Annotated in this window: 16 protein-coding genes, 2 tRNA genes and 1 riboswitch; of the genes, 3 read left to right on the top strand and 15 right to left on the bottom strand. The window is 72.3% G+C overall.

Features of this window, described 5'->3' with window-relative positions; all coding sequences use genetic code 11:
* Nucleotides 1-110: 110 nt before the first annotated feature.
* Nucleotides 111-803, bottom strand: a complete 693-nt coding sequence (locus L3K22_RS12575) for an SDR family NAD(P)-dependent oxidoreductase (RefSeq protein WP_263311664.1) — start codon at nt 801-803, stop codon at nt 111-113.
* 33 nt (nt 804-836) lie between these two features.
* Complete coding sequence (locus L3K22_RS12570) at nt 837-1,466, bottom strand: LysE family translocator (RefSeq protein ID WP_263311663.1); 630 nt, start codon at nt 1,464-1,466, stop codon at nt 837-839.
* Between the two features lie 163 nt (nt 1,467-1,629).
* On the opposite strand from L3K22_RS12570, the gene L3K22_RS12565 reads away from it, so the two are divergent.
* A complete protein-coding gene (locus tag L3K22_RS12565; protein WP_263311662.1) occupies nt 1,630-2,058 on the top strand; it encodes an Lrp/AsnC family transcriptional regulator in 429 nt (142 codons plus the stop codon).
* 24 nt (nt 2,059-2,082) lie between these two features.
* Here the strand turns inward: L3K22_RS12565 and L3K22_RS12560 are convergent, their stop codons facing one another.
* On the bottom strand, nt 2,083-3,315 hold the full coding sequence (locus tag L3K22_RS12560; RefSeq protein WP_263311661.1) for a nucleoside permease: 1,233 nt from the start codon (nt 3,313-3,315) through the stop codon (nt 2,083-2,085).
* Nucleotides 3,316-3,480: 165 nt separating this feature from the next.
* Between L3K22_RS12560 and L3K22_RS12555 the strand changes: the two genes are divergently transcribed.
* Entirely contained in the window at nt 3,481-4,617 is a 1,137-nt protein-coding gene (locus tag L3K22_RS12555; RefSeq protein ID WP_263311660.1) for a glucose-1-phosphate adenylyltransferase family protein, read from the top strand.
* Between the two features lie 84 nt (nt 4,618-4,701).
* Here the strand turns inward: L3K22_RS12555 and L3K22_RS12550 are convergent.
* The 5 genes from L3K22_RS12550 to L3K22_RS12530 form a co-directional block, all read right to left on the bottom strand.
* Nucleotides 4,702-4,777: transfer RNA gene (locus L3K22_RS12550), tRNA-Ala, on the bottom strand.
* Between the two features lie 41 nt (nt 4,778-4,818).
* On the bottom strand, nt 4,819-4,989 hold the full coding sequence (locus tag L3K22_RS12545; RefSeq protein ID WP_263311659.1) for a DLW-39 family protein: 171 nt from the start codon (nt 4,987-4,989) through the stop codon (nt 4,819-4,821).
* Between the two features lie 21 nt (nt 4,990-5,010).
* Nucleotides 5,011-5,084, bottom strand: a tRNA-Ile gene (locus L3K22_RS12540).
* Nucleotides 5,085-5,188: 104 nt separating this feature from the next.
* A complete protein-coding gene (locus L3K22_RS12535) occupies nt 5,189-6,583 on the bottom strand; it encodes a cryptochrome/photolyase family protein (protein WP_263311658.1) in 1,395 nt (464 codons plus the stop codon).
* 130 nt (nt 6,584-6,713) lie between these two features.
* Entirely contained in the window at nt 6,714-7,592 is an 879-nt protein-coding gene (locus tag L3K22_RS12530; protein WP_263311657.1) for a hypothetical protein, read from the bottom strand.
* A gap of 342 nt (nt 7,593-7,934) precedes the next feature.
* Between L3K22_RS12530 and L3K22_RS12525 the strand changes: the two genes are divergently transcribed.
* Nucleotides 7,935-8,414, top strand: coding sequence for an aminoacyl-tRNA deacylase (locus L3K22_RS12525; RefSeq protein ID WP_263311656.1), 480 nt, complete (start codon nt 7,935-7,937; stop codon nt 8,412-8,414).
* A 485-nt stretch (nt 8,415-8,899) separates the two neighbouring features.
* Here the strand turns inward: L3K22_RS12525 and L3K22_RS12520 are convergent, their stop codons facing one another.
* The 7 genes from L3K22_RS12520 to ribD all read right to left on the bottom strand — a co-directional run bounded on the left by L3K22_RS12520 (nt 8,900) and on the right by ribD (nt 18,671).
* Entirely contained in the window at nt 8,900-9,454 is a 555-nt protein-coding gene (locus tag L3K22_RS12520; RefSeq protein WP_062946907.1) for a DUF3566 domain-containing protein, read from the bottom strand.
* A 3-nt stretch (nt 9,455-9,457) separates the two neighbouring features.
* On the bottom strand, nt 9,458-12,322 hold the full coding sequence (gene gyrA / locus L3K22_RS12515) for a DNA gyrase subunit A (RefSeq protein ID WP_263311655.1): 2,865 nt from the start codon (nt 12,320-12,322) through the stop codon (nt 9,458-9,460).
* Nucleotides 12,323-12,408: 86 nt separating this feature from the next.
* A complete protein-coding gene (gyrB, locus tag L3K22_RS12510; RefSeq protein WP_373318055.1) occupies nt 12,409-14,568 on the bottom strand; it encodes a DNA topoisomerase (ATP-hydrolyzing) subunit B in 2,160 nt (719 codons plus the stop codon).
* 422 nt (nt 14,569-14,990) lie between these two features.
* Nucleotides 14,991-15,473 carry a 6,7-dimethyl-8-ribityllumazine synthase gene (ribH, locus tag L3K22_RS12505; RefSeq protein ID WP_263311654.1) on the bottom strand — a complete coding sequence of 161 codons (483 nt, stop codon included), beginning with the start codon at nt 15,471-15,473 and terminating at the stop codon, nt 14,991-14,993.
* Nucleotides 15,470-16,903, bottom strand: coding sequence for a 3,4-dihydroxy-2-butanone-4-phosphate synthase (ribB, locus tag L3K22_RS12500; protein ID WP_263311653.1), 1,434 nt, complete (start codon nt 16,901-16,903; stop codon nt 15,470-15,472). Before ribB ends, ribH begins: the two co-directional genes overlap by 4 nt.
* Nucleotides 16,900-17,538, bottom strand: coding sequence for a riboflavin synthase (locus L3K22_RS12495; RefSeq protein ID WP_263311652.1), 639 nt, complete (start codon nt 17,536-17,538; stop codon nt 16,900-16,902). Before L3K22_RS12495 ends, ribB begins: the two co-directional genes overlap by 4 nt.
* Nucleotides 17,539-17,555: 17 nt before the next feature.
* Nucleotides 17,556-18,671: a bifunctional diaminohydroxyphosphoribosylaminopyrimidine deaminase/5-amino-6-(5-phosphoribosylamino)uracil reductase RibD gene (gene ribD, locus L3K22_RS12490; RefSeq protein WP_263311651.1), complete on the bottom strand. Its 1,116-nt coding sequence runs from the start codon at nt 18,669-18,671 to the stop codon at nt 17,556-17,558.
* Nucleotides 18,672-18,785: 114 nt separating this feature from the next.
* A riboswitch (FMN riboswitch) is annotated at nt 18,786-18,915 on the bottom strand.
* Nucleotides 18,916-19,075 lie beyond the last annotated feature (160 nt).

The following is a 19,075-nucleotide window of genomic DNA, read 5'->3' as shown; positions in this document are numbered from 1 at the left end:
CGCACAGCCGGAACGGCGCCGAGGCCCGGGAGTTGTCACGCACCTCCGCCACGACGCACGACAACCCCGGGACCGCGCGGAGCGCACCGGCCCCGGGGCCGTCGGCCTGCTCACCAGGTCAGCTCGCGGCGGGGTCGGACGTGGATGTCCGTGAGCTGCACGTCCTCGCTCGCGGTGATGGCCATGACCACCGCTCTCGCGACGGAGGAGGGGCGGATCAGCTCGCCCCGGTCGACGTCCCCTCCGAACATCGGGGTGTCCGTGGGGCCGGGGTACACGGTCGAGACCCGCACTCCGTTCCCCTCCTCCTCGGCGCGCAGGCCGTTCGCGAGCGCCCGGAGCGCGTGCTTGCTCGCGGCGTACGGGGCATTGCGGGGACGGGCGGCGGTGCCGGCGCCCGAGTTCACGAGCACCACGGTGCCGCGCGCGTCGCGCAGGGCCGGCAGGGCGTGCCGGACGAGCGCCGCACCGGCGGTGACGTTGAGGGCGAAGACCCGTTCCCAGTCCGCATCGGCCGTGTCCTCGACCCGGGTCGACGGGGAGATCCCGGCGGCGTGGACCAGGGCGTCCACGCGGTCGGGCATGAGCGCGGCGAGGTCGCCCGTGAGCAGGTCCGCGGCGCGCGGGGTGATCAGCGCGGAGGCCTCCTCGAGCTGCCCGAGGGCCTCGCGGTCGCGGCCGACGGCGATCACCCTCCAGCCGAGCTCGGCGAGCTGCAGGGCGACCTCGCGGCCGATCCCGCTGGTCGCGCCGGTGACGAGAGCCGTGCGAGGGGTGGTGCTGTGCTGTTCGGCGGTGGTCATGCGTCCAGTCTGCTGCCGACCGGCGGCGCGGGTCTAGCCGTGCACGACCCCGAGCACGAGCATCACCGCGAGGGCGCCGTAGACGGTGCCGGCCGCGCCGTCGAGCAGGTAGCGCACGCGCGGCCGGCTGAGCACGGCGTCGCGGAAGAGCCCCGCGGCGCTGCCGATCGCGAGATCGGTGAGCAGGCCGGTCAGCTGCAGCAGCAGGCCCAGCATGAGGATCTGCGCGAAGGGGTTCTCCCCGGAGCCGCCCGTCGTGCCCAGGAACTGGGGCAGGAAGGCGACGAAGAACAGCGCGATCTTGGGGTTGGTGATGTTGACGACGAAGCCGCGGCGGAAGACGTTCGGCACGACCGAGGCCTCCGCGAGCGGGGCGCCGGCCCGGCGCCAGGTCGTGACCGCGAGGAAGGCCAGATAGCCGGCGCCGGCTAGCCGGATCGCGTCCAGCGCAGCCGGCAGCTGGGTCAGGGCGACGCCGAGACCCGTCGCCGCGACGAGCACCCAGATCGTCATCGCCGAGGTGACCCCGAAGGCGCCCTGGACGGCGGCGCGCCTGCCCTGGTTGATGCCGGTGGCGACCATGAACGCCATGTCCGGTCCGGGAGTCACGAGGATGACCGTGACGGCCAGCAGGAAAGCGGGCAGGACGGACACGTCGAGCACTTCTCACCACCTTGATCTCACTGCGGGAGGAGCTCCCGGAATCACGCCCTCACCTGGGCCGACAGAGACTCTAGGAGGCGGCGATGCGGCGTCGCAATGATCGAGATGCCGGGCAGAACGGCATCATGAGGAGCAATCTGCTGGGCGGTATTAGGCTGTCTGCGTGCTCGACGATCTCGACTACCGCCTCATCGCCCTCCTCCGCGCGAACAGCCGCACCCCGGTGGCCGTCCTCGCCCGCGAGCTCGGGGTGAACCGCTCCACCGTCACCTCGCGGATCGACCGCCTCGTGGACAACGGCGTGATCGAGGGGTTCACGATCCGGGTCAGCGGCGACATCGAGCACGACTCGGTCCAGGGCGTGATGCTGGTCGCGACCGAGAACAGCCGCAGCCCCGAGATCGTGCGGGAGCTGCGCGGCTATCCCGAGCTCGAGCAGTTACACTCCACCACCGGCACCTGGGACCTGGTGCTGCAGATCCGGGCTCGGAACCTCGCCGAGTTCGACCTCGTGCTGGAGCGGGTCCGGGCGATCCCAGGCGTCCGCACCACGCAGACCAACCTGCTGTTCAGCTCGCTGCGGACGGTGTAGGAAGGGGATCGTGCAGGGCGGCCCTCAGGCCCCCTGCGGCACCTCCGCCGCCTCGACCGTCTCCCGCTCCCGGAAGAGCGCGGCGAAGAACAGCGCGACGCCGACGGCGAGCGCCGCCGGGATGAGCCAGATGGTGCGCCAGTCGTGGGCGCCGTCGGCCGCGAGGAAGGCGTCGACGATGGGGCCGGAGATCAGGGAGCCGATCAGCAGGCCGACGCCGTAGGTCGCGAGCGAGATCAACCCCTGGGCGGCGCTGCGCACGTGCTTCGGGGCGAAGCGGTCGGTAAAGATCTGCCCGGCGACGAAGAAGAAGTCGTAGCAGACCCCGTGCAGCACGAGGCCGATGATCACCAGCCACAGCAGGGAGCCGGCGTCCCCGAACGCGAACAGGGCGTAGCGCAGCGCCCAGGCGAGCATGCCGATCAGCAGCGTCCACTTCACGCCGAGCTTCCTCAGCATCAGCGGCATGACCAGCAGGAACAGCGCCTCGGAGACCTGGCCGAGGGACTGCACGGCCGCGGCTGACTGCACCCCGATCTCGTTGAGGTAGAGGTTGGTGAAGTTGTAGTAGAACGCCAGCGGGATGCAGATCAGGATCGAGGCGAGGAAGAAGACGAGGTAGGAGCGGGACTTCAGCAGCGCGAGGGCGTCGAGACCGAGCACGTCGCGGACGGTGACGCGCTCTCCCGTCGTCTCCGGCGGGGTGTGCGGGAGGGTGAAGGCGTAGACGCCCAGCAGCGCCGAGCCGATCGCGGCCATGACGAAGGTGTTCTCGAGCGCTCCCCCGGCCTCCCAGCCGAGCCAGCCGATGAGGAGTCCCGCCACGATCCAGCCGATGGTGCCGAACACGCGGATCGCCGGGAACTGCCGCTCCGGGCTGGTCAGGCGGCGGAAGGAGATCGAGTTCGCGAGCGCGAGCGTCGGCATGAACGAGATCATCGCCAGCAGCGCGAACACGAAGAACGCCCCGAACTCGCCTTGCCGGCCGGCGAGGAAGAGCATCACGGCGCTGAACAGGTGCAGGACACCGAGGATGCGCTGCGCGGCGAACCAGCGGTCCGCGATCAGGCCCACGATGAAGGGGGCGAGGATCGCGCCGAGGGACTGGGTGAGGAAGGCCAGGGCGATCTGGCTGCCGCTCGCCCCGAGATCCGCGGCGAGGTACGTGCCGAGCGTGACGAACCAGGCGCCCCACACGAAGAACTCCAGGAACATCATCGTCGAGAGTCGCAGGCGGATGACGGGGTCAAGTGTCATGAACGGAGAATCTAGCCGACCGTCCACCGGAACGGGAGTGGGCGCGGCCACGAACTCCGCACGACCGGATCGCGGTCCGGCGGCGTCTCGGCGGGGCAGCCGACGGGCCGGGCCCGCCGGTCGGTCCACTCCCCCCTCGCGCGTCGCGCCCGTACCCTGGCCCGTATGCGCATCCCCCGCACCCTCGCGATCGTGCTCGCCGGCGGACAGGGCTCCCGGATGGGAGCGCTCACCGACGAGCAGGCCAAGCCCGCCCTCCGCGTGGGCGGCTCCTACCGGCTGATCGACATCGCCCTGTCCAATCTCGCCAACAGCCACCTCAGGGCGGTCTGGGTGGTCGAGCAGTATCTCCCGCACTCGTTGAACGAGCACCTGTCGGCCGGCCGGCCCTGGGACCTCGACCGCACCCACGACGGGCTGCGCACCCTCACCCCCTTCGAGGGCGCCGAGGGCGAAGGCTTCGCCACCGGCAACAGCGACACCCTGTGGAGGCAGAAGGAGCTCATCGCCGAGTTCGCCCCGGAGATCGTGCTGGTGCTCAGCGCCGATCACCTCTACACGATCGATCTGCTGGACGTGCTGGACACGCACGCGGCCGCCGACGCCGAGCTCACCATGGTCACCACCCGCCTGCCGCAGGACGCCTCCCGCCACGGCGTGGTGCGCACCGGGGAGGGCGGCATCGTCGAGGAGTTCTGGTACAAGCCGGAGGACCCGCCCACAGATCTCGTCGCCACCGAGATCTTCTGCTTCGACGCCCCCGCACTGCTCGAGGCCCTGCAGACCCTGCCGGAGCAGGTCGGCGAGCTGCAGGACTGGGGCGACGACCTCATCCCCCACTTCGTCGGGCGGCAACGGACCGTCGAGCACCGCCTCGAGGGGTACTGGAGGGACATCGGCACCCTCGCCTCGTACTGGGCGGCGCACATGCACCTGCTCGACGGCGACGGCGTGACCCTCGACGATCCCGACTGGCCGATCTTCTCCGCCCAGCCTCAGCTGCTGCCCGCCCGCGTCCGGGACGGCGCCGCGGTGAGCACCTCCCTGCTCGCCCAGGGCAGCGACGTGGCCGGCAGCGTGACCCGCAGCGTGATCAGTCCCGGCGCGGTCGTCGAGGCCGGTGCCGAGCTGGTGGAGTGCGTCGTCCTCGACGGTGCGCACGTGGGCGCCGGAGCCCGTCTGCGCGGCTGTCTCGTGCAGGACGACGCGCAGGTCCCGCCCGGGGCCCGTCTCGGCGCCGACGACGTCGTCACGCTCGTGGGCGTCGACGGTACGGTCGCGGAGACGACGGCGCGGGAGTGAGGCCGGCCCGAGTCGACGGCGGTGCGCACACGACCGGACACGCAGAAGGCCCCTCCCGAGGGAGGGGCCTTCGTCTGTCCTGCCTGGTGGAGACTAGGGGGGTCGAACCCCTGACCTGAAGCTTGCAAAGCTACCGCTCTACCAACTGAGCTAAGTCCCCGTGGCTGGTGCCGATCGTACTCGCTGCGGCACCGGTGCGGATCAGGAGTGCTGCGCCTGCTTCTGCGCCGCTATGTCCTGCTCGACGGAGACGCGCTCCGCCTCGTTCCACAGATCGTTGCGGATCCGGTCGGACTCGACCTTCCGCCAGGTGAGGATCCCCGCGACTGCCGTGGTGAGCACGACAGCGGTGGTCGTGATGAACTTCTTCATGAGTTCCTCCGATCCTCGAAGTGGGCCTAGCTGGACTTGAACCAGCGACCTCTGTCTTATCAGGACAGCGCTCTAACCGACTGAGCTATAGGCCCGTGCAGGGTGATCTCGGGACGAATCCCGGGGATCTCCGCCGACGCATAACGCTACCCCGAACAGCCCCACCCCGTCCAACCGACCCGGACCGCTGTTCGCGAGGTCACACCCCGTCCGGCGAGCCCCTGACCTCCTCGTAGGCGGCCAGTGCGTCTCGCCGCGAGGCGCGCAGGTCCACGATCGGGTCGTCCCGACGCTCGGTGCCGATCTCGGGCACCCACCGTCGCACGTAGTCGCCGTCGGGGTCGAAGCGCTCCTGCTGCCGGGCGGGGTTGAACACGCGGAAGTACGGCGCGGCGTCGTCCCCGCTCCCCGCCACCAACTGCCAGTTGAACGGGTTCGAGGCCTCGTCGGCGTCCACCAGCGTGTCCCAGAACCACTCCTCGCCGCGCCGCCAGTGCTGCCGGAGATTCTTGGTGAGGAAGGAGCCGGTCACGAGCCGCACCCGGTTGTGCATCCACCCGGTCTCCCAGAGCTGTCGCATCCCGGCGTCGACGAGGTCGATGCCGGTGCGTCCCCGCTGCCAGGCGCCAAGATCCTTCGAGTCCTCCCGCCAGTCGAAGCGGTCGAACTGAGGGCGGACGTTGCGGGTCGCGAGGTCCGGCAGGTGGAACAGCCGGTGCCAGGCGAACTCTCGCCACAGCAGCTCCCTGCGGAAGGACTCCGGGCCCGTGCCGCGGCCGCACTCCACGCTCCGATGCCACACCTCGTGGGGCGAGACCTCGCCGAAGCGCAGATGCGGGGACAGGCGGGTGGTCCCCTCCGTGGCGGGCCGTTCCCGGTCCTCCGCGTACGCGCCCAGCACCCCGTCGAGGTCCTCGAGGCGCTGCCGGGCGCCCTGCTCCCCCGGGGACCAGGCCTCGCGCAGCCCGCCCGCCCAGTCCGGTGACGTCGGGATCCAGCCCCGACGGTCGAGGACCCGCTCGAGGTGCTCCTCGCGGAGCCAGGTGCGCATCTCGTGCCCGCCGGCGCGCACTCCGTCGGGCGGTCCGCCCAGACGCGGCGGGAGGCCGGCGGCGGCGCGGGGCGGGCCCGCTTCACCGCAGGCGCGGGCGAAGGCCGAGTACACCTTGTACGGATCACCGGACTGCGTGGTGATCGTCCAGGGCTCGTGCAGCAGATAGCCGTCGAAGCTCTCCGCCCGCAGGCCCTGCTCGCGCAGCGCGCTCTTCAGCCGAGCATCCACAGCCCTGCGGGGGGCGTGGTACCGGCGGTTCCACAGCACGGAATCGGCGCCGCTGTCGCGCACCAGCTGGCGGATCAGCTCCTCGGGGTCCCCGCTGACGAGCACCAGCGGGACGCCCCGTGCGCGCAGCGCGGCGCCGAGGCGCGCCAGCGAGTGGTGCAGCCACCACAGGGTCGCCCCGCCCAGTTCCCGCACGCCCTCGATGCGCTCGTCGACGTGCACGGCGATGAGGTCGCCGTCCTCCGCGGCGGCGGCGAGCGCGGGATTGTCGTGCAGGCGCAGGTCGTCGCGCACCCACCAGAGAGCGGTCATCGGAGGTGCTCCTGTCCTCGACGGATCACGGGTGGGCGAGGGGCCCGTCATTGCGTAGCCTAGCTAGCGAATGATCGCCGTGATGCATCCCCCGCCCCCTGTCTCCTGACTGCCCGGGCTCGTGCGGAGCTCAGGGCCTCGGCAGCCCGTCGGCGACCACGAGGCGGTGCTCGCGGGCGAGGTCGTGCACCAGGTCGGGCTGCGCGGCGAGCCGGCCGCAGACCTCCGCCGCGTCGCCGATCAGCCGGGTCTCGCCGGTGAGCCCCTGGAGCTCGTCGAACAGCTCCTGCTGCCGGTGCCGCAGTGGGATCGGCACCCCGTCGCGGGCCAGCACGCCCCATCGCGAGGCGTAGACGTCCACGTGCTCCGGCCGCTCTCCCGTCGCGAGCACGAGGGGGACGTCCGCCGCGCCGAGCCGCAGCCGGTCGTAGTTCGGCTCGGTCGCATCGACCACCGCCAGCTGCTCCTCGTCGAACCAGGTCGCGACCAGCTCCATCCGCTCCCCCTCGGCGCGGTACGGGGCGGCCGGCACATAGCCGGGGGCGGCGGCCCGGGACACGTGCCCGACGGCGAGGCCGTGCACGGTGCAGCGCACGAAGGGCGTGGTCACGTCGAGCTCGCGCACCGCACGTCGGTACTTCCGCGCGATGGTCCGGGGAGTCTGGTTGGAGCCGACGGCGAGGACCAGGGTCCGTTCGGCCAGCGGCGCGGCGCCCGCGGCGGCGAGGGCCCGCTCGATCTCCCGGCGGTCCACGAACGGGCGGTCCTGGTCCTCGGCCGGACGCGCCCGGGCGACGCGGTCGGCCTCCCGACCGGCGTGGTGCAGGCCGTCCCCGGCCGATCCGCCGTCGTACGCAGCGTCGTCGTGCCGCCCGCCGCCGTCCGCGCCCGGTTCGAGACCCACCACCCCGTCGGCCAGCAGGAGAGCGGAGGTCGCCGACGGCCCGAGCCACGGGTACTCCTCGGGGGCGACAGCGGCAGGCAGGGAATCGGGACACGCGACGGACATCCCTCGACCGTAGCGCGGCGCCCGCAAGCTCCCCAGGTCAGCGCGACCGCGCTCACGTCCGCCGCCGACGGCGTCACTTTGGCCCGGCTCGCCGAGTCGATCGTGGCTCCCGCGCACAGGGGACGACGACTGGGTGTCGCTCTGGTCGACCACGTCCGGGAGGACCTGGAGCCGATGAGGCCGAAGCGGATCGTGCTGCAGGCGTGTCCGAGGCGGTCCGGCCGCTGTACGAGAGGGCGGGCTGGACGCCGCTCGAGGGTCCCGACGGCCGGATGGAGCTGCGCTCCCGGAGACTGCGTGCCCGGTCACTGCACTCCCGGGGTCGGGGCCTACGCTGGCTTCATGAGCGAGCAGCGCGCGACCGACGCCCTGGAGGCCCTGGGCCTGCCCCACGAGATCACCCGGCACGGGAGGGTCGGCTCCCTCGCCGAGGCGGCCGCGGCCCGTGGCGTCGAACCCCGCGACATCGTCAAGACCCTCGTGGTGCGACGTGGCGAGGGCGACTTCCTCTTCGTGCTGGTGCCCGGCGACCGGGAGATCTCCTGGCCGAAGCTGCGCGCGCTGCTGGGCGTGAACCGCCTGTCGATGCCGGACAAGGAGGTCGCCAAGGAGGTCACCGGCTACGAGCGCGGCACGATCACGCCCTTCGGCGCGACCACGGCCTGGCCCGTGGTGGCCGACGCGTCCCTGGCCGGAGATCCCGAGCGGCGGATCTCGATGGGCGCCGGCGCGCACGGCGTCGCCGCGACCGTCCCCGCCGAGGAGACTCTCGCCCGCCTCGACGCCCTGGTCGCCGACGTCACCGAGCTCCAGCAGCCCTGACCCCGGGCTGACGGCAGGTATCCGGCACCCCGCCCTGGACCACCGACACCCGACACTCGACGCTCGACACTGGCCGGCGGATCCCCCGTCCCTAGCGAACCAGGGCCTTTGGGACCGCCATTCGCCAATGTTTGCTGCGCTGGCGACTCATGGCGACCCCCGCATGAGTCCTCCGGGCCACAAAATGTGCTCACCAGGAGGCCGCGCCGACCCGAGGCGTGGCTCTGTGCCGGAATGAGGGGGCGGTTTCAAGGGGCTATTCCGCCACAAAGCCACGTCTCGCCGGCCGGCCCCTCGGGGCACGGGGCGAGGGCCGGATGGTCCCGGACACGACGACGCCGCCGGCCTCGGGGAGGCGCGGCGGCGTCGATGGAGTCGTCGGTGCCCTGCGGGCGAGCCAGTCACCTGCGGCCGGGCGGGTCAGTGCCCGGCAGGGCGAGCAGGGCGGGCGGGCATCGCGGAGGACGTGCCCGCCGGCCCGGGGCTCACTCGTCGGTGAAGGTCATCTTCAGCCCGCCCAGCAGCGCGGCGACGAGGTTGTAGAGGAAGGCGCCCAGCGTGCCGAGCGCGGTGATGATCACGACGTTCACCACCGCGACGATGGTGCCGTAGCTGGTCATCTTCGAGAAGCTGAAGAACTCCATGAAGGGCAGCGGGTTGCCGCCGTTCAGGTCGCGGCCCAGCTGGTCGATCTTTCCCCACAGGCCGATCGCCTCGACGAGGTTCCACAGCAGCACGACCGCGATCACGGTCGCGATGCCGACGGCGATCGCGACGAGGAAGGACAGCTTCATCACCGAGAACGGGTCCAGGCGGGCCAGGGTCAGGCGCACCCGGCGCGGGCCGCGGCGCTCCTTCTCCGCCCCTCCGGCCGGTGCCGACTTCTTCGGGCTGCGGCTCGCGCCGCGGGCCGCGGAGCCCTTGCCGGAGCCGAGCCCCTGCTCCGACGGCGAGGAGGCGCTGTCGAAGGCCGGGAGCTTCGAGGTGGACTCGGCGGCGTCGGTCTTCCCGGTGCCGGTCCTGGAGTCACTGGTGCTCACGGGTCACTCCTCGTTCTGGTCTGCGTCGTCGGGCGAGGTCTCGGACTCGTCAGAGCCTAGAGCATCGCCCTGCCCGTCCTCGGTCGCGGAGGCGGCGGTGTCGGAGATCTCCGCATCCTCCTCGCCTCCGGCCTCGTCGGCCGAGGCGGGGCTCGCCGCGCTGTCCGCGGAGCCCTCACCGTCGTCGCCGGCGTCCTCGAGGACCGGCTTCTCGGCCTCGTCCTCGTCGAGCTCGCTCTCCGGGCCGGTGGTGACCAGCAGGATGCGGTCGCCCTTGTCGGGCTTGGCGAAGGTGACGCCCATGGTGGTGCGGCCCTTCGGCGGCACCTCGGAGACCTTCGAGCGGACCACGCGGCCGCGCTCCATCACGACCAGCAGCTCGTCGGTCTCCTCGACGACGGCGGCGCCGGCGAGGTGGCCGCGGTCGTCGGGCAGCTTCGCGACCCGGATGCCGAGGCCGCCGCGGCCCTGGAGGCGGTACTCGTCGATGCTGGTGCGCTTGGCGAAGCCGCCGTCGGTCACGGTGACCACGAAGGTGCCGGGGCGCACCACGTCCATCGCCAGCAGCTGGTCGTCGTGGCGGAACTTCATGCCGGTGACGCCGCTGGTGGCGCGGCCCGTCGGACGCAGCACGTCGTCCGCGGCGGGCATGCGCACGCTCTGGCCGTTGCGGGAGACGAGCAGCAGCTCGTCGTCGCCGTTCACGGCGCGGGCGGCGATGACGCGGTCGGGGCGGGTGCCGTCGATGCCGTCGACGTCGCGCAGGTTGATCGCGATGATGCCGCCGGTGCGGTTGGAGTCGAAGGCGGTCATCGCCGTCTTCTTGACCAGGCCGGACTCGGTGGCGAGCACCAGGTACTCGGCGTCCTCGTAGGAGTCGATCGCGAGGACGGAGGCGATGTGCTCGTCGGGCTGGAAGGCCATCAGGTTCGCGACGTGCTGGCCCTTCGCGTCCCGCGGCGCCTCGGGCAGCTCGTAGCCCTTGGCACGGTAGACCCGGCCCTGGTTGGTGAAGAACAGCAGCCAGCGGTGGGTGGTCGTGGTGAAGAAGTGCTCGACCACGTCGTCCTCGCGCAGGGACGCGCCGCGCACGCCCTTGCCGCCGCGCTTCTGGGCCCGGTACTGGTCCTCACGGGTGCGCTTGACGTAGCCGCCGCGCGTGATCGTGACGACCACGTCCTCCTCGGGGATGAGGTCCTCCATCGACATGTCGCCGTGGAAGGGGAGGATCTGGGTCCGACGGTCGTCGCCGTACTTGTCGACCAGCTCGCCGAGCTCCTCGGAGACGATCTGCCGCTGCCGCGCCGGGTCGGCGAGGATCGCGGTGTACTCCTCGATGAGGGCCTGGAGCCGGTCGTGCTCCTCGACGATCTTCTGGCGCTCCAGGGCGGCCAGGCGGCGCAGCTGCATCGCGAGGATGGCGTTGGCCTGGATCTCGTCGATCTCGAGCAGGTCGATCAGCCCGGTGCGGGCCTCGTCGACGTCCGGGGAGCGGCGGATCAGCGCGATGACCTCGTCCAGCGCGTCCAGTGCCTTGAGGTAGCCGCGGTAGATGTGGATCTGCTCCTCGGCCTTCCTCAGGCGGAACTCCGTGCGGCGCACGATGACGTCGATCTGGTGCTTCGTCCACTCGCGCACGAAGGAGTCGATCGAGAGGGTGCGGGGCACGCCGCCGGAGAGGGCGAGCATGTTCGCGGAGAAGTTCTCCTGCAGCTGGGTGTGCTTGTAGAGGTTGTTCAGCACCACCTTCGCCACGGCGTCGCGCTTGAGGGTGATGACCAGGCGCTGGCCGGTGCGGCCGGAGGTCTCGTCGGTGATGTCGGCGATGCCCTGGATCTTGCCGAGCTTGACCATCTCCGCGATCTTGCGGGCGAGGTTGTCGGGATTGACCTGGTAGGGCAGCTCGGTGACGACGAGCGCCATGCGGCCGCCGATCTCCTCGGTGGAGACGACGGCGCGCTGGGTGATGGAGCCGCGGCCGGTGCGATAGGCGTCCTCGATCCCGTCGGTGCCGACGATCGTCGCGCCGGAGGGGAAGTCGGGGCCCTTGATGAACTTCATGCACGCTTCGAGCAGCTCGGGCTTGGTCGCCTCGTGGTTCGTCAGCAGCCACTGGACGGCGTCGGCCACCTCGCGCAGGTTGTGCGGCGGGATGTTCGTGGCCATGCCGACGGCGATGCCGGCGGAGCCGTTGACCAGCAGGTTCGGGAAGCGCGCGGGGAGGACGGAGGGCTCGTCGACGGTGTTGTCGTAGTTGCCCTGCATGTCCACGGTGTCCTGCTCGATGTCGCGGACCAGCTCGAGGGCCAGCGGCGCCATCTTGCACTCGGTGTACCGGGGGGCGGCCGCGCCGTCGTCGCCGGCGGAGCCGAAGTTGCCCTGGCCCAGGATCAGCGGGTAGCGCATGTTCCAGGGCTGGACCAGGCGGACCATCGCGTCGTAGATCGCGGAGTCGCCGTGGGGGTGGTAGTTGCCCATGACCTCGCCGACGACCTTCGCGCACTTGGAGAAGGAGCGGTCGGGGCGGTAGCCGCCGTCGTACATGGCGTAGACGATGCGGCGGTGGACGGGCTTGAGGCCGTCGCGCACGTCCGGGAGGGCGCGCGAGACGATGACGCTCATCGCGTAGTCGAGATAGGAGCGCTGCATCTCCTGATTGAGGTCGACCTGGGTGATGCGGTCGACCTCGCCCTCGTCGAGGGGGTCGACGAGCGTGACGGTGCGGGAGGCGGCCTCGTCGGCCGAGAGCTCGCTGGAGCCCTCGGGCATCTCCTGACCGCCGATCCCGGCGCTCTCGGCGGGGGTCGGGGTCTCGGCCGACGGCTGGTCGTCCTCGGGGCCGGTGGGGTCGTTCGGGGTGTCGCTCATGGCGGGGAGGGCCTTTCGGGTGGGGCCGGTGGGTCGTGGGGGTCCCGGGGGCGCGCGAGAGGGGTCGGCGCCGCCCCGGGGCCCGCTCAGATGTCGAGGAAGCGGACGTCCTTGGCGTTCTCCTGGATGAAGCGGCGCCGGGACTCGACGTCGTCGCCCATCAGGACGGAGAAGATGGTGTCGGCGTCAGCGGCCTCGTCGACCGTGACCTGCTTGAGGGTGCGGGAGGCGGGGTCCATGGTGGTGGACTGCAGCTCCTTCCAGTCCATCTCGCCGAGGCCCTTGTAGCGCTGGATGCCGTTGTCCTTGGGGATGCGGCGTCCGGCGGACTGCCCGGCGGCGAGGCGCTCGTCGCGCTCCTCGTCGCTGAAGACGTACTCGTGAGGGGCGTTGGACCACTTCAGGCGGTACAGCGGCGGCATCGCGATGAACACGTGGCCCAGCTCGATCAGCGGCCGCATGTAGCGGAACAGCAGCGTCAGCAGCAGGGTGCAGATGTGCTGGCCGTCGACGTCCGCGTCGGCCATCAGGATGATCTTGTGGTACCGCAGCTTGGTCGCGTCGAAGTCCTCGCCGATGCCGGTGCCGAAGGCGGTGATCAGCGAGCGGACCTCCTGGTTGTCCAGCGCCCGGTCCAGCCGCGCCTTCTCCACGTTCAGGATCTTGCCGCGGATGGGGAGGATCGCCTGGGTGCGCGGGTCGCGGCCCTGCACGGCGGAGCCGCCGGCGGAGTCGCCCTCGACGATGAAGATCTCGGACTCGGCGGGGTTGCGGGAGGAGCAGTCGCGCAGCTTGCCGGGCATGCCGCCGGTCTCCAGCGGGGACTTCCGACGGGTCGCGTCGCGGGCCTTCCGGGCCGCCTCGCGGGCCATCGCCGCGGCCTGGCCCTTCAGCACGATCGCCTTGGCCTCGTTCGGGTGGGACCCGAACCAGTCGGTGAGCTGGTCGGTCATCACCTTGACCATGAAGGTGCGGGCGATGGTGTTGCCGAGCTTGGTCTTGGTCTGGCCCTCGAACTGCGGCTCGCCGAGCTTCACGGAGATCACCGCGGTGAGGCCCTCGCGGATGTCCTCGCCGGTGAGGTTGGCGTCCTTCTCCTTGAGCAGGCCCTGGGCGCGGCCGTAGCGGTTCACGATCGAGGTGAGCGAGGAGCGGAAGCCCTCCTCGTGGGTGCCGCCCTCGTGGGTGTTGATCGTGTTGGCGTAGGTGTGGACGGAGTCGGTGTAGGCGCCGGTCCACTGCATCGCGACCTCGACGGAGATCTTCGCGTCGGTGTCCTCGGACTCGAAGGAGATGATGTCGGGGTGGATCACCTCGGCGCGCTTGGCCGAGTTGATGAACTCGACGAAGTCCTGCAGACCGCGCTCGTAGAGGTAGGAGACCGTGCGGGGGCCGCCGGAGGACTCGCCCTGCTCGGCCTTCTCGGCCTCGAGCTCGACGTCGACCTCCTGGTCCTCCTCGGCCTCGTCGGCGCGCTCGTCGGTCAGCGTGATGCGCAGGCCCTTGTTGAGGAAGGCCATCTGCTGGAACCGCTTGCGCAGCGTCTCGAAGTCGTAGACGGTCGTGTCGAAGATCTCGCCGTCGGCCCAGAAGGTGATGGTGGTGCCGGTCTCGTCGGTCTCCTCGCCCTTCTCCAGCGGTGCCTCGGGGACGCCGCGGGAGTAGGCCTGGCGCCAGACGTGGCCCTGGCGGCGGATCTCGACCTCCATGCGGATGGAGAGGGCGTTGACCACGGAGGAGCCGACGCCGTGCAGGCCGCCGGAGACGGCGTAGCCGCCGCCGCCGAACTTGCCGCCGGCGTGCAGCACGGTGAGCACCAGCTCCACGGCGGGCTTGTTCTCGGTGGGGTGCATGTCCACGGGGATGCCGCGGGCGTGGTCGACGACGCGCACGCCGCCGTCGGCGAGGAGGGTGACCTCGATGGTGTCGCCGTGGCCGGCCATCGCCTCGTCCACGGAGTTGTCGACGATCTCCTGGACCATGTGGTGCAGGCCGCGCTCACCGGTGGAGCCGATGTACATGCCGGGGCGCTTGCGGACCGCCTCGAGGCCCTCGAGGACGGTGATGTCCGAGGCCTCGTAGTGCTCGGGCGCACGGGCCGCCTTCTCGCCCGCAGTGGTCGGCGCCGGGGCCGCGGGGGCCGTCGCCGCCTCGGGGGCCGGTGCTGCGCCGTCCGCTCCCGGTGACGGGTCCGAGGTGCCCTCGGGCAGGTCCTGGTCGGGCATGGGGCGGTCGCTGTCGCTCACCTGATGTGGCTCCTCGCAGTCCGGTCGTCCCTCGGTCGGAAGGACCGAGGGTGGTCCGGCGGCACCGTGCGGCGGTGTCCCTGCGGCCCGACGCGTGCGGGATCCGCAGGAGCTTCTCGCGCACGCGCGCGAGCGGCACCCACAGGCCTCGGCGATCGGGCCGACGGCATCGAGGTGACCGGGCTGCTTCGACCCCGGTCGACGTCGGCCGAACCGCCGTCATCCTATCGGAGAACGGGTGCTGGGCCTATTCGACGCCCCGTTCCTGTGGACGACGCGACGCTGACCCCGTCCCAGACGCTCCGTGACGGCCTCTTCAACGCGCTCCGGGAGCCTCGGATGGGGGCGGGTACGCCCGAGGGGGTCCGGAGGCGGCACGGGCGCGCCTGGGATGTCCGCTCTCGGGAGTCCCGCGACGGGGCTCAGCGGGCGGCGTCCGGGAGCCCCGCGAGCACCTCGGCGGTGGCGAGCGCCGCCGCGGCCGCCTCGTGCCCCTTGTCCTCCACGGAGCCGGGCAGGCCGGCCCGATCCCGCGCCTGCTCGTCGGTGTCGCAGGTCAGGAGCCCGAAGCCGACGGGGACGCCGTGGTCGAGGGACACCCGGTTCAGCCCGTCGGTCGCCGCGGAGCAGACGTAGTCGAAGTGCGGGGTGCCGCCGCGGATGACGACGCCGAGGGCGATCACTGCCTCGTGGCCGCGGGCGAGGCGGTCCGCGACCACGGGCAGCTCGAAGGAGCCGGGCACGCGCACCAGGGTGGGCCTGTCGATGCCGGCCTCGGCGCAGGCGCGCAGGGCGCCGGCGACCAGGCCGTCCATCACCTCCTCGTGCCAGGACGCGGCGACGATCGCGACGCGGGCGTCGGGGCGGGCGGTGATCTGCGGGGTGGGGGCGCCGTGGCCGCTCATCGGGTTCCTCCGTGGGTGGGTGAGGGGGTGGGGGCAGGGGTGGGCTCGGTGATGGATTCGGCGGTGGTGGCAGTGGCGAGCACGGGAAGCCCGGTCAGGTGGTGGCCCAGCCGGTCCCGCTTGGTGGTGAGATACGCGAGGTTCTCGGGAGTGGGGTGGGCCTCGAGGTCGAGGACCCGGTGCACGCGCGTGCCGCCGGCGCGCAGGGCGTCGGCCTTCTCGGGGTTGTGGGTGAGCAGGTCGATCGCGGTGACGCCGAGGTGCTCGAGGATCCGCGGAACCGCGGCGAAGCTGCGCTCGTCCACGGGCAGTCCGAGGTCGAGGTTCGCCTCGACGGTGTCGCGGCCCGCGTCCTGCAGGGCGTAGGCGCGCAGCTTCTGGACCAGGCCGATGCCGCGGCCCTCGTGCCCGCGCAGCAGCACCAGCACGCCGCGGCCGGCGGTGGAGATCCGGGTGAGGGACTCCTGCAGCTGGGGCCCGCAGTCGCAGCGCAGCGAGCCGATCACGTCACCGGTCACGCACTCGGAGTGGACGCGCGTGAGCACGGGCTCCTCCCCGGTGACGTCCCCGGCCACGAGCACCAGGTGCTCCGCCGTCCCCTCCCGCACGGCGAGGGCGCGGAAGGCGCCGTGGGCCGAGGGCAGCGGCACCGCCTCGGTGAACTCGAGCGGGGTCGGATCCGGCGCGGCCATGGGACCGGCCGACGGAGCCGACGGGCTGGTCGACGTGACCGACGGGCTGGCGGCCGGCGCCGCGGCGGCCTCGTCGGACTCCGTTGCGGTCACCGGCTCCTGCGCCGCTCCCGCCGCCTCACCGATCTTTCGCCGGTGCGCGGCGAGCTCCTCGATGGAGATCATCGCCAAGCCGTGCCGATCGGCGAAGGCGCGCAGCGCTGGCCCGCGCTGCATGGTCCCGTCGTCGTGGACGAGCTCGACGATCATCCCGACCGCGGGCAGACCTGCCATCCGTGTGAGGTCCACGGCGGCCTCGGTGTGGCCGCGCCGCTCGAGCACCCCGCCGGCCTTCGCCCGCAGCGGCAGCACGTGCCCCGGCCGGATCAGGTCGCTCGGGACTGCGGCGGGATCGGCGAGGACGGTGAGGGTGCGGGCCCGGTCCGCGGCGGAGATGCCGGTGGTGACCCCTTCGGCCGCGTCAACGGTCAGGGTGTACGCCGTGCGGAAGGGGTCCGCATTCTCGGCGACCATCAGCGGAAGCTCGAGGGCGTCGGCCCGCTCGGCGCTCATCGGTGCGCACAGCAGCCCGCTCGAGTGCCGGACCGCGAAGGCGACCTGCTCGGGGGTGGCGGCCGCGGCGGCGAGGATCAGGTCGCCCTCGTTCTCGCGGTCCTCGTCGTCCACCACCACGACGGGCCGGCCGGCGGCGATCTCCGCGATCGCGGCGGGCACGGGATCCAGGCGCAGGCCGGTCATCGTCCCTGCTCCGTCCCGGTCACGGCCGCCGGGGCGCCCGCGGGCAACAGACCGGCGGTGAGCTTCTCGACGTACTTCGCGAGCACGTCGACCTCGAGGTCCACTCCCTCGCCGACAGCGCGGGTGCCCAGCGTGGTGCGCTCGAGGGTCTCGGGGATCAGGCCGATCGTGACCACGTCGCCGTCGATCGCGGCGACGGTGAGGCTGACCCCGTCCACGGCGAGGGAGCCCTTGGGCACGACGTAGCGGGCGAGCCCCTCCGGCAGGCGCAGGCGCAGCAGGGTGGTGCCGGACTGCTCGTCGCGGGAGAGGATCTCGCCGACACCGTCGACGTGGCCCTGCACGATGTGCCCGTCCAGGCGGCCGCCGGCCCGCACGCAGCGCTCGAGGTTCACGCGGTCGCCGGGGCGCAGCGTGCCGAGCGTGGTGGCGGCGAGGGTGGTGGCGATGACGTCGGCGGTCCACGTCTCCCCGACGACGGCGGTGACGGTGAGGCAGCAGCCGTTGACGGCGATCGAGTCGCCGAGCGCGATGCCCTCGAGCACGCGCGGGGAGCGGATCCGCAGGGCGGCGGGGTCGGCGCCGAGGTCGAGGGCTTCGACGGCGCCGAGCTCCTCGATGATTCCGGTGAACATGGCGGTGTCCTTCCTGGTCAGGCCGGGGTGGGAGTGGTGAGGGGGCGGAGGGTGAGGCGGAGGTCCCTCGCGCCGCCCGGCGTGGGCAGCGGGGCGACGTCGACCAGTTCGAGGTCGAGCCGCTGGGCGAGGGTGGTGATCCCGAGGTCGGCGACGCCGGGGCGGCCGGCGCCGAGCAGGGTGGGGGCGAGGTGCACGATCAGCTCGTCGACGAGCCCGGCGCGGAGGAAGGCGGCGGCGAGGGTGGGTCCTCCCTCGAGCAGCACGTGCCGGATCCCGCGGTCGAAGAGCGTCGCGAGCGCGGCCGACGGGTCGCGGGTGGGCAGGTGCAGCGCCTCCCCGGCGCCCTCTATCGCGGGGAGGTCCTCCACCTCGGAGGTGCCCATCACGACGCGCAGCGGCTGGCGGGCGTGGAGGGTGCCGTCCGGCCGACGGGCCGTCAGCGTCGGGCGGTCGCTGCGGGCGGTGCCGGTGCCGACGAGGACGGCGTCGCAGGTGGTGCGCAGCCGGTGGACCTCCTCGCGGGCGGCGGGGCCGGTGATCCACTGGCTGGTGCCGTCGGCGGCGGCGGCGCACCCGTCGAGGGTGAGCGCGGTCTTCGCCGTGACCAGCGGCCGGGACGCGCCGAGGCCCTGCTCCCAGCCGCGGTTCAGGGCCGCGGCGGCCGCGGAGAGCTCGGCGGGGACGTCGCCGACGACCTCGACCCCGGCCGCGCGCAGGCGGTCGATGCCGCCCGCGGCCTGCGGGTTCGGGTCCTGCCTCGCGACGACGACGCGGGAGATCCCGGCCTCGAGGAGCGCCTGGGTGCAGGGACCGGTGCGGCCGGTGTGGTCGCAGGGCTCGAGGGTGACCACTGCCGTCGCGCCGCGCAGAGTCGCGGCGGCTCCCGGCAGCTGCCGGGCGCGGGCGAGGGCGTCGGCCTCGGCGTGGGCGGTGCCGGCCCCGCGGTGACGGCCCTCGGCGAGGACGGTCCCGTCGGCGGCGAGGAGCACGCAACCGACGCGGGGATTCGGGCCGAACGGCACGGCGGGGTCCGCGGCGATCTCGAGCGCGCGGCGCAGCGCGGCGGTCTCCGCGGGGGTGATCCCTGGCCGGTCTCTCCGCGGGGCATCCTGCGTGGTGCCGGGATCCATGGCCTCTCCTCCGTCCGCTGCTCGCGATCCCGGAGGGAGAGGAAGAGACGGGACGACGTCACCGGTGGCGCCGGCCGGGCCCAGAGGGTCGGCAGGTACGCCAGGCGACGTCGACCGCGTGCGCTTCCCATCCGGACTCTCACCGTCGGTCCAGGAGTCCCACCTGGTCAGCCTCGGGCCATGGGCCCTCGGGTCGCGGACTGTCACCGCCGGCTCGGAATTTCACCGACCCCAGTGCACGCGAGCATCATCAGCTCGTCGAGAGCACACCGTAGCAGGGGCGGCCGGGAGGATGACGGCGGATGAACGCCCGATCAGGCTCCATCAACCCGCTGACCTCCTACCGCTCGTCCCTCGCAGCACGTCGATCAGGCTCCACCCACCCGCTGACCTCCTACCGCTCG

Source organism: Brachybacterium atlanticum (assembly GCF_025669985.1).
GTDB lineage: Bacteria > Actinomycetota > Actinomycetes > Actinomycetales > Dermabacteraceae > Brachybacterium > Brachybacterium conglomeratum.
This window is presented reverse-complemented; position numbering and strand designations above follow the sequence as displayed.